Source organism: Caulobacter sp., from assembly GCF_035254145.1.
Classification (GTDB): domain Bacteria; phylum Pseudomonadota; class Alphaproteobacteria; order Caulobacterales; family Caulobacteraceae; genus Caulobacter.
Genome location: NZ_DATFAV010000344.1, coordinates 1 through 10,218, shown reverse-complemented (window position 1 = coordinate 10,218; position 10,218 = coordinate 1). Strand labels below are relative to the sequence as shown.

The window sequence follows — 10,218 nt, the reverse complement described above, 5'->3', positions numbered from 1 at the left end:
CGGAGACGACGTAGCCGTCGAACTTCCAGGCGGTGCGCAGGTGGTCCTTCAGCAGCACCAGGCTCTTCTCGGCGGCGGTCAGCGCCAGGGCCTCGTGCTCGGGGGTGATCACCGTGGCGACCGGCGCCGAGGGCGTCGTGGCGTCGCGCACGCCGGGCAGGTCGCCGACCCGCAGCCGCGCCGAATACAGCCGGACCAGCGCCTGGTCGATGTCGGCCAGGCTGATCAGGCCGCGGTTCAAGGCTTCGGCATAGGGACGCGCCAGGCCGGCGGTGTCGGTCAGGGTGGCGCCGTTGCACTCGTTGTCGACGCCGGACCGAATGGCGGCGGCCACGGCGCTGGCGGCGTCGGGGGCGTATTTGTGGTTGTCGGCGATGTCCTTGACCGCGTCGCAGTCGGAGACGACGTAGCCGTCGAACTTCCAGGCGGTGCGCAGGTGGTCCTTCAGCAGCAGGTCGCTGGCGCAGGCCGGCTGGCCGTCGATGCGGTTGTAGGCGCACATCACCGACCCGGCGCGGCCCTCCGTGATCGCGGCGCGGAAGGCCGGCAGGTAGGTGTCTTCCAGGTCGTAGCGCGAGACGAAGACATTGGCGCTGTGGCGGGTCGACTCCGGTCCGCTGTGGACGGCGAAGTGCTTGGGCGTGGCGATCACCTGGGGCAGGTCGGGATCGGGGCCCTGGATCCCGCGCACGAAGGCGACGCCGACGCGCGCGGTCAGGAACGGATCCTCGCCATAGGTCTCCTGGCCGCGGCCCCAGCGCGGATCGCGGAAGATGTTGATGTTGGGCGACCAGGTGTCGAGGCCCGTGCCGATGCGGCCCATGCGACCGGTCTGGCGCGACAGGACGTGCAGGTCGCGGACCTCGGCGCCGATCGCGCCGGCCACCTCCTGCACCAGGGCGGTGTCGAAGCTGGCGGCCAGGCCCACCGGCTCGGGGAAGTTGGTCGTCGGCAGGGCCCCCAGGGCGCCGTGCAGCGACTCCGTCCACCAGTTGTAGGCGGGAATACCCAGGCGCGGGATGGCCGGGGCGGTGTTGAGCAGTTGGTCCAGCTTCTCGTCGGTGGTCATCTTGGCCACCAGGTCGGCGGCCAGCCGGTCGGCCTTGGCGCGGGCCGGGGAGGACTCGGCGGCGCTGGCCGAGGCGGCCAGGGCGAGCGGCGAGACGCTCAGAGCCAGGGCGACGGCGAGCGCCGCGCGCGCGCCGGGCCGGCGCGTTGATGACCTGAACATGACTGGAACCTCGTGGATAAGCATTTGAAGATGTTGGCTCAGGGAGCGACCGGGCGGCGGGCGGGCCCGGCGCGGTCGATGATCTTGCGGGCGGCCTCGGGCCAGGCCTGGCCCTCGACGGCGACGTTGTCGACCAGCCGATTGTTGGCGTAGTCCGACCAGGATCCGTTGGCCTTGCCGGCGTTGTGCCAGTTGCCGCGCGCGATGTTGTCGGCCGCCGTCCGGCGCGGATAGGCGCCGTCCAGGGCGTTGAGATTGACCCATAGGCCCAGGCCGTCGAACACGTTGTCGCGCACGGTGACATAGCGCGAGCCCTCGTCCAGATAGACGCCGATGCCGCCGGGGACGTCGTAGACGTGGTTCTCGGCGATCAGCGCGCCGGGATCGGCCGACAGGTGATAGATGGCCCCGCCGTCGGGGAACCAGCGCTTCACCCCATGGACGCGATTGCCCAGGATGACCGTGTCGCGAAGGATGGTCGGGGTGTCGTAGATCAGGTTGCCGGGCTGGTCGTAATAGCCTCGGGCCAGCGACATGTAGGCCGTGCTGCCGCCTGGATCGTTGACGCCCCAGCCCCAGCCGACGTCGATGCCGTCATAGGGCGCGTCGGAGACGTCGTTGCGCAGAATGATGGGCGCGGTGGCGTAGGTGACCAGGATGGCGGCCTGCTCGCGATAGTCGCGCGAGACGCCGGTGACGACGTTGTCGCGGATGACGATGTCGCGCACGGCCTGGTCCGGCCGCGAGGGATGGTGGGCCTCGGGCGAGACGCCGCCGACCATGATCGCCCCGCCGGCCAGGTCATGGAAACGGCTGCGCGCGACCTCGACCGACCGCGCCTCCAGACCCGTCCCGCTGAGATTGGCGCTGGCCTCGTTGCCGATCCCCAGGGCGATCTGGCCAAGATGGGCGAACTCGACATCGTCGAAGGTGATACGATAGGCGGCGGCGACCTGCACCGCCGCCGGCTGCTGGCGCCAGTGGTTGCGTCGGGCCTCGAACGCCCAGCATCCCCAGCTGCAGTCGCGGATCGGCTCGGCGGGATAGTCGGCGGTCTCGCCGGCCAGGAATGATCCGCTCTGCTGGCTGGCGTAGCCCTCGGCGCTCGATGGGCCCAGCCAGCTGGTGTGCTGGAAGCCGAGCCCCGAGAACCGCAGGTCGTGGATCGGTCGGCCGGGCGCGCCGGACACCGAGACCAGCGCCTCCAGCCTGGGGATCACGACCCGGCTCGTGGCCATCGGCTCATTGTCGCGTGGCTTGTAGTAGAGCTTGCCCTGGGCCGGATCGGCCCACCAGTTGCCGCCGGCCCGCACGAAGGCCTGGGCGTTGGCGAAGAAGAAGCGGGCGCGGTTTCCCGACACCGGCCGGGCGAAGGTGTCGTAGCCGATCAGGTTGTTGCGCCAGCCCGGCTGGGCCAGGACGATGCGGTCGCCCTTGATGCTCTCGACGCGGGCCCGGCGGTCGGTGAAGAAGCCGGTGTTCTCCACCTCCATCCGCGAGACGTCCGGTAGGTCCGCCAGGAACCGCCAGGCCGGATCGAGGATCTCTATGCCCCAGTCATGGAAGGCGAAGGCGCGGCGGGGCGCCTCGACCGCGGCGCGATGCGCCAGCTGGTCGTTGACCCAGATCTGACGGGGATCGGCCCCGCGCGGAATGTCGGCCACCCAGATGTCGCGCCTGGCGTCGGCGCGCCGCCAGCCGGTGACGGGCTGGCCGCCGGAGATCACCGGCCGCGCGCCCTTGGCCGCTTCCCAGCGCACGACATAGCCATTCTGCCCGCCGTCCTCGACGCCGAAGCGCAAGGGCGCGTCCTGGCGATAGACGCCGTCGGCCAGCCGAACGGTCACCGAATGATCCCGATTGACGGCGCGGACGGCCGCCTGGGCGCGGGCCAGGGTGGCGAAGGGACGTCCCGGACCGCCGTCGCCAGCGTCCGATCCCAAAGGCGAGACCTCGAAGACGATCGGCGCCGGATCCGGCCGGCCATGGATCTCCACCGAGGCGAAGGCCTGCTCGGAGTTGGGGCGGTCGGCGGCCGCCAGCTCGGGAATGGCGATCGCCGGCGGCAGCTGCGCCGCCGCGATCGAGCCGGACGCCAGGGCCAAGGCCAGGACGGCGATCGGCAGGACTTTGCGCGGCCTCATACCGGTTGCAGGCCGTGCTCGACGATCTTGCGGATCAGGTCGCGATGGCGGGGCAGGGTGGCGCGCAGACGCTCGGTCTGCAGGGTGTTTTCGCGCAGCGCCCGCTGGGCTATCGCCGCCTCGTCCGAGAGCGAACCGGCCTCGATGTTTGTCCGGAAGCCCATGCCGTAGAGCACGTACTGGTAGCTGGCGGCGGGGAAGACCTCCTCCACGCGGTCGAACTCCTCGTGCAGCCAGGGCGGCTGGTGGCGCCACAGGCGCAGCAGGTCCGACAGGCGCTGGGGAATGGTCGCCGCGTCGCGGTTGTCGCGCCAGAAGGCGCTGTCGTCGCGCTGGCTGAGAACATAGTGCAGCTTGAGGAAGTCGATGATCCGGCCCCAGCGATAGTGGGTGGTGGCGTTGAAGCGGCCGGCCACCACGTCCATCACCTCGCGGCAGGCCGGCATCTGCTCGGCGATCAGCTTGGCCGACAACTCGATCAGAACGATCGCCGAGGCCTCCAGCGGCTCCAGGAAGCCGGCCGCCAGGCCCACGGCCACGCAGTTGCCCTTCCAGAAGGTCTCGCGGTGGCCCGAGCGGATCGGGATCTTGCGGATCGGCAGGTCGCGGGCGAGGGGGCCGGCATAGGCGCGCAGCTGGCGCTCGGCCTCGTCTTGCGAGATGTGGCGGCTGGAATAGACATGGCCCACGCCACGGCGGGTCGGCAGGCCGATGTCCCAGATCCAGCCGGCGGTCTGGGCCGTGGAAATGGTGTGCGAGGCGATCGGGCTGGTCTCGCTCTCGTACGGGACCTGCACCGCCAGGGCCGTGTCGCAGAAGAGAACGTCGCCGCAATCGCGGAACTTGACGCCCAGGGCCTCGCCCAGCAGCAGCGACCGGAAACCCGTGCAGTCGACGAAGAGGTCACCTTCGATCTCGCCGGCCTGCTCGGTCACCACCGACTTGATGTCGCCGTCGTCCATGAGCTCGACGTTGCGCACGTCGGCCAGCACGTGGCGCACGCCCAGGGTCTCGCAGCAATGGCGCTGCAGGAACGGCGCGAACTTGCCCGCATCCAGATGGTAGGCGTAGTTGGCCGCGCCCTGGTAGGGGGCGGCGGTGATGGTCTTGGGCGCCAGGCCGTCGTCGCAAAGGCGTCCCTGCGGGCAGACGGCGTCGCAGAAGCTCTGCTCCGCGCCGCTCTCCAGCCAGTGCGGCGCCAGGTTCACCTGCCCGAAGGCCTGGGGCAGGACCAGCGGATGATAATAGGCGTCGTCGTCGGCGCCGGTGGTCCAGCGCGCGAACTTGGCCCCTTGCTTGAAGGCCGCGTCGCATTCGCGGAAGAAGTCGGTTTCGGACACGCCGATCTTGGCCAGCGTGGTCCGCAGGGTGGGCCAGGTGCCTTCGCCGACGCCGATGATCGGCGTGTTCGGCGATTCCACCAGGGTGACGGTGAAGCCGGCGGCCTGCCGCGCCTTGTGCTTGGCGGCGATGACGCCCGCGGTGAGCCAGCCGGCTGTGCCGCCGCCGACGATGACGATGTTCTTGACCGGACGGACCATGGCTTCATCGCAAAGGAACGACTGGGAACGCCCGGGGGCGCTCCCAGTCGAGGTCAGGGGTAAGCTACGACACTCTAGAAGCGGAAGCGCGCGCCGGCCGTGTAGCGTCGGCCATAGGCGAACACGTCGAGCAGCTGGTTGTCGAACCGCCCGTGCGTGCTCTGCACTTCGTTGGTCAGGTTGAGCGCCTCGAAGAACAGATTGATCTGCTTGGTCAGCGCGTAGCTGGTGCTGAAATCGATCTGCAGGTTCGGATTTTCGAAGGTCGGTTCCGAACCGAAGGCGCCGGTGTTCTGGTTCTGGCCGAAGGCGCGCAGATACTCCTTGCGGTAGTTGACCGCGACCCGTGCCTCGAGACCGTTCTTGTCATAGAAGGCCACGAGGTTGGCCGAGTTGGCCAGGCCGGTGATCGCAAAGCCGCTCTGAGAGATGTCCTTGGGATCGTAGGGCTTGTTGGTGTCGACGATCGTGGCGTTGGCGTTGAAGCCGAAGCCGCTGTCGCCGAACACGTGCTGCCAGGCCAGTTCGACCCCGCGCACGGTGGCCTCGGGTCCGTTCACCTGCTGGGTGACGCTGAAGATCGCCGGCTGGCCGGTCGTGGGATCGATGACGCCGTTGATCGTCTGCCGCTGGGTGCCGCCGACGATGAAGTTGCTGACGTCCTTGATGAAGAAGTTCACCGCCGCGTACGAGTTCGGCTTGTAGTACCACTCCACCGCCGCATCGAAGTTGTCGGCCAGGTACGGCTTCAGCGACGGGCTGCCGCCGCTGGCGGTCAGGGCGCCGACCCGCTGGCCCGTGCCCACGCTCGCCACCGGCGTCAGCAGATTGAGGCCTGGGCGCGTCAGGGTGCGCGAGGCGTCCAGCCGCAGATGCACGCTCTCGGTCAACTCCAGCTTCATGTCGACGCTGGGCAGCAGGTAAGAGTAGTTGCTCTTGGTCGAGACCGCCTGGGGGTTGCTCAAGGTCACGGTCAGCAGGGTGGGGTCGCCGGCGCTGCGGGTGATCGCGGTCGGCACCTGACCGAAGCCGTTCGAGGTGACGTGGGTGTTTTCCTCACGCACGCCGGCGTTGAAGTGGAACGGCATGCCGGCCACGTCGACGTCGAAGTTGGCCTTCACGAACAGCGACCAGGTCTTTTCGGTGATGTCGCGGATGCTGCCGTTGTCCAGCGCCATGTCGAAGGCGCCGGTGAACTGGGTTCCGACGCCGCCCCCGCCATAGTTGAAGCCGGGGATGTTCTTGGTCTGCGGATTGCCCAGGCTGGTCAGGAACGCCTGATAGGCGTGGGCGTCGAACTTCAGCAGGTAAGGCGGCAGGTCGCCGTCGAAGCCCGGAATGAAATTCTTGGTGCTGACGCGGGCGGTGAACAGGTTCGCCGGAACCATGACGCCGCCGTTCGGACCGGACGCGGGGCCATAGCCGGGATAGGCCTGCCAGAAGTTGTTCACGAACGTGTTGCGCTGCTGGAACTTGTAGTGATCTTCCAGATAGGTCCCGCCGGCCTTGATCTTGAAGCCTTCCTGTTCCCAGGACCCGGCGAACCGCGCTTGCTTGACGACGTCGGTGTTCTGCTGGGCCTGGCGCACGACCACGTGGGAGCCGATCACCGAGGTGTCGGCCCATCGGGCGCCGTCGCCGTTGGGGCCATAGCCGTGCAGGACCGGCAAGGTGTTCTTGCTGCCGCCGCCGATGCTGATGCCCAGGGACGGACCGATGCCGAAGCCATAGCCGACGTCGGCCCCGTCGCTGGTGACTTCGCCGCCCGGGTTCAGCCAGCTCTTGGCGTAGCTGGCGTCACCTTCGAAGCTCAGGTTCTCCGACACGTCCCACTTGACGTTCAGGCCCGTCTGGTTCGTGCGCAGCACCGAACGGTCCGTGCCCGCCGTGAAGTCGGTCTGGGATCCGGCCTGGGTGAAGTCGACCGTGGTGCCGTTCTGGTCAAGCTTGACGTTGCGCAGGCCGTCCTGGTTGAACCAGATGCCGTAGCCAAAGTTGTCGGCCCGGATGCTCTGGCGGGAATAGTTGTCGTCCAGGGTGACCGTCACCCCGTCGACCGGCGCCCATTGCAGGGCGATACGGCCGTCGAGACGCTCATCCTTGGTGTAGATCTGGCTGGCGCCGGCCTGTTGCTCGAACCAGCCGAGGACCGTCTTGCCCTCGGTCAGCTGGGCGGGCGAGCAGGACGCCGTCAGTTGGCAGGGCCTGTAGTAACCGCCCGGCCAGCCGCTGACATAGACGCGGTTGGTCTGGGTGTCGTGGCGCGTGTACATCGCGTCGACCAGCACCCCGAACTTGTTGTCGGCGAAGGTGTCGCTGAACAGGGCGCCCACGGTCGGCACGAACTTGCCCGCGTCGTCCTGCACCGAGGCAGAGGCCGTCACCGCCATGCGACGGCCAGGATGGTCGAACGGCTTGGGGAACTGGACGTTGACCGTCGCCCCGATCGAGCTGCTCGACAGCGAGACGTCCGGCGTCTTCAGGACGCTGAGGCCGCCAACGAAATCGGCGCCGACGGTGCTGAAGTCCACCGATCGTCCGCCCGTCGCCGTCGAGATCCGGCGGCCATCGTAAAGGGTTTCGTTGAAGTCGCCGCCGAAGCCGCGAACCGTGATGCCCTGCGGCTCGCCGCGGGCCCCGGCGCGCTGGATCGAGACGCCGGGCAGGCGTTGCAGCGAGGCCGCGACGTTGGAATCGGGGAACTTGCCGATGTCCTCGGCCGAGATGGCGTCGACGACGCCGGCCGAGTTGCGCTTGATGTCGAGATTGCGTTGCAGCGAGCCGCGCAGGCCCGTGACGATCACCTCCTCGACGACGCTCGAGTCGCGCGACGACTGGGCGTCCTGCTCGGCGGCCGGCGCGGCCAGCGCCGACGCCGTGACGATCGCCTGATCGGAAGACTCGGCCGCCGCGGCGACGGAGCACAAGGCCAGCGCCAGAACGCTGGACGCGCCGACCAGCGCGAGTTTGGACGTGAGTCCTCGCTCGTAATTACTCTGATTAGAGATAACGGATAGCTTCATTTCCCCCTCCAGGTGTCATGGGATGACATGTCGCCGACACATGCGGTCGGTTACCTCCACGGTCGCTCTAACGCCGTGAATTTACTGGCTATTGGGAGTTTTTGACCTCGCTCAGGCGATCAGATCGCATTGCATCCTCCCACGCATTTTTATGCTTATGAGGGGACGCTAGACTCAAAAGGTACCGGTATCAATAATTATTTGTCAGTGTAATTAAGGGCGTTGGACACCGGGACTTTCGCCGCTATCGGTTGAGCGTGAAGACGCCATATCCACAAAGGCGTTCGCGCCGTCAGGGAGGGGAGAGGCCATGGAGCTGGAGTTGCTCAACGCCCGCGATCACGCGGGTCTGCGTCTGGGTCCGCCGCCCACCGGGGTCGCGCACTTCGTCCAGATCGTCCCGGCGGAGTTCGCGACGGCGGCTGCGTCCTGTCCGATCTTCCTGACCAAGAACGCCGAAACCGGGCAGTTCTACGCCGGCGCGATGTTTGGCTTCGAGCCTGGTGAGAATCTGCTGGGGAGTGGTCCCGGGGGCGAGCTTTTCACGCCTCTGGACCTGGAGCGGCAAGGTTTCTACCTGGCGTCCGGCGGCGCCGTCGCCGTGGATCCTGGCCACCGCCGCTTCACCGCTGGCGCGGGTCAGGCGCTGTTCGAGACGGATGGCCGGCCCAGCCCCGCCCTGCGCCGGCTTCAGCATGTGCTGGGCCAGTTGCAGGCCGGGGTCGCTGACACCGAGGCTTTCGTCCAGGCGCTTCTGGTCCTCCGCCTGGTCGAGCCGATCGACATCGACCTGTCGTTCGACGACGGCAGGACCATGAGCCTCCAGGGCCTCTACACCGTCAGCCTGGACCGCCTGGCCGAGCTGGAAGACGGGGCCGTGCTGGATCTCTTCCGAAGCGGCTTCCTGGCCTTGATCTATGCGATGACCGGCTCGCTGAAGCAGGTCTCCCGATTGGCCCGGCTGCGAAACGACAAGATCGCCGCATGAGCGCCGCCGGTCCCTCGCGGCCGCGCGAGGCCGACGCCGAGGCGATCTTGCGAGGTGGCCCGCAGGGCTTCCGGGCCCTGGCCGAAGCCTGCCAGCCGGTCCTGCTGAAAGGTCTTTGCCAGGATTGGCCCGCGGTCGCGGCGGCGTCGCGCGGCTGGGATGAGTTGGGCGCCTATCTGCTGGCTTTCGACGCGGGTCTGAAAGGCGAGGCCTTCGTCGGCGCGCCGGCGATCGCGGGGCGCTACGATTACGGCGATGGCCCCGACGGGTTCAACTTCACCCGTCAATCCCTGAACCTGACCGAGACGCTGGCGAGGGTGGGCGAGGCGGCGAGCGATGCGAGCCTGCCCAGCGTCTACATGGGCTCGCTGCCCGCCGACGACTATGTTCCCGGCTTCGCGGCCGACAATCTCGTCGACGTCCTGCCGGCCCTAGCGCGGCCGCGGATCTGGGTCGGCAACGCCGGCCGGGTGGCCTGCCACTACGACACCTTCGACAACCTGGCCTGCGTGGTCGCCGGACGCCGGCGCTTCACGCTCTATCCGCCGGATGCGGTGGGCGACCTCTATGTCGGACCGATCGACCACACCCTGGCGGGGCAGCCCGTCAGCCTGGCGGCCAGCGCCGAGCCGGGGGATCCGCGCTACCCCCGCTTCGCCGCCGCGGCGGCGCGGGCGATGGTCGTCGAACTCGGGCCAGGCGACGCGCTCTACCTGCCCAAGCTGTGGTGGCACCAGGTCGACGCGCTGGAGCCCGCGAACCTGCTGGTCAACTACTGGTGGGACGGCTTCGCCGCCGGACCGGACTCGCCGTACGTGACCATGATGCTGGCGATGATCGCCATCGCCGAACGGCCCGAGCCCGAGCGCCAGGCCTGGCGCGCCTTCTTCGACCACTACGTCTTCCGCACGCGGGGGCACCCGTTGGCGCACCTGCCGCCCGAGCGCCATGGCCTGCTGGGACCGCTGGCGCAAGGCGCCTATGGCCGTATCCGCGCCATCGCCATGCGGATGCTACGCGGCGTCTGAGGTCGCTCCCCAGACGCCGCTTGCTACCCCTACGACTTGGGCTGCTGGATCGGGAACTCGAACACCGTCGCCGAGGTCGGCGAGACGACCAGGCTGCGGCCGGCGCGGGCCGGGCTCTGGGTGACCGTGACCCCGGCCGGGGCGCCGACCTTGTTCTGCGCATCCAGCGACGGGCCGCTCAGCACCCACTTGCGGCCCGCGCCCTTCACGGCCAGGGCCTTGAGGTCCAGCGTCACGGTCTGGGGCGTGAAGGTGGCGTTGAC

General features: G+C 68.4%; 6 protein-coding genes and 1 pseudogene. 2 read left to right on the top strand and 5 right to left on the bottom strand.

Annotated elements, in window-relative coordinates; genetic code table 11:
• The 4 genes from VJ655_RS20295 to VJ655_RS20280 form a co-directional block, all read right to left on the bottom strand.
• Positions 1-1,231 (bottom strand): glycoside hydrolase family 3 protein (locus VJ655_RS20295; RefSeq protein ID WP_324114291.1); only part of this gene is annotated, 1,231 nt, incomplete at its 3' end.
• 38 nt (positions 1,232-1,269) lie between these two features.
• Positions 1,270-3,375: a right-handed parallel beta-helix repeat-containing protein gene (locus VJ655_RS20290; protein ID WP_324114289.1), complete on the bottom strand. Its 2,106-nt coding sequence runs from the start codon at positions 3,373-3,375 to the stop codon at positions 1,270-1,272.
• Positions 3,372-4,916 carry a tryptophan halogenase family protein gene (locus VJ655_RS20285; protein ID WP_324114287.1) on the bottom strand — a complete coding sequence of 515 codons (1,545 nt, stop codon included), beginning with the start codon at positions 4,914-4,916 and terminating at the stop codon, positions 3,372-3,374. Before VJ655_RS20285 ends, VJ655_RS20290 begins: the two co-directional genes overlap by 4 nt.
• A 74-nt stretch (positions 4,917-4,990) precedes the next feature.
• Positions 4,991-7,939, bottom strand: coding sequence for a TonB-dependent receptor (locus VJ655_RS20280; RefSeq protein ID WP_324114285.1), 2,949 nt, complete (start codon positions 7,937-7,939; stop codon positions 4,991-4,993).
• A gap of 310 nt (positions 7,940-8,249) precedes the next feature.
• Between VJ655_RS20280 and VJ655_RS20275 the strand changes: the two genes are divergently transcribed.
• Positions 8,250-8,927, top strand: a complete 678-nt coding sequence (locus tag VJ655_RS20275; RefSeq protein ID WP_324114283.1) for a SapC family protein — start codon at positions 8,250-8,252, stop codon at positions 8,925-8,927.
• A complete protein-coding gene (locus VJ655_RS20270; RefSeq protein ID WP_324114281.1) occupies positions 8,924-9,955 on the top strand; it encodes a cupin-like domain-containing protein in 1,032 nt (343 codons plus the stop codon). Before VJ655_RS20275 ends, VJ655_RS20270 begins: the two co-directional genes overlap by 4 nt.
• A gap of 29 nt (positions 9,956-9,984) precedes the next feature.
• Here the strand turns inward: VJ655_RS20270 and VJ655_RS20265 are convergent.
• Positions 9,985-10,218: pseudogene (locus VJ655_RS20265) on the bottom strand (alpha-N-arabinofuranosidase); the annotation flags it as partial.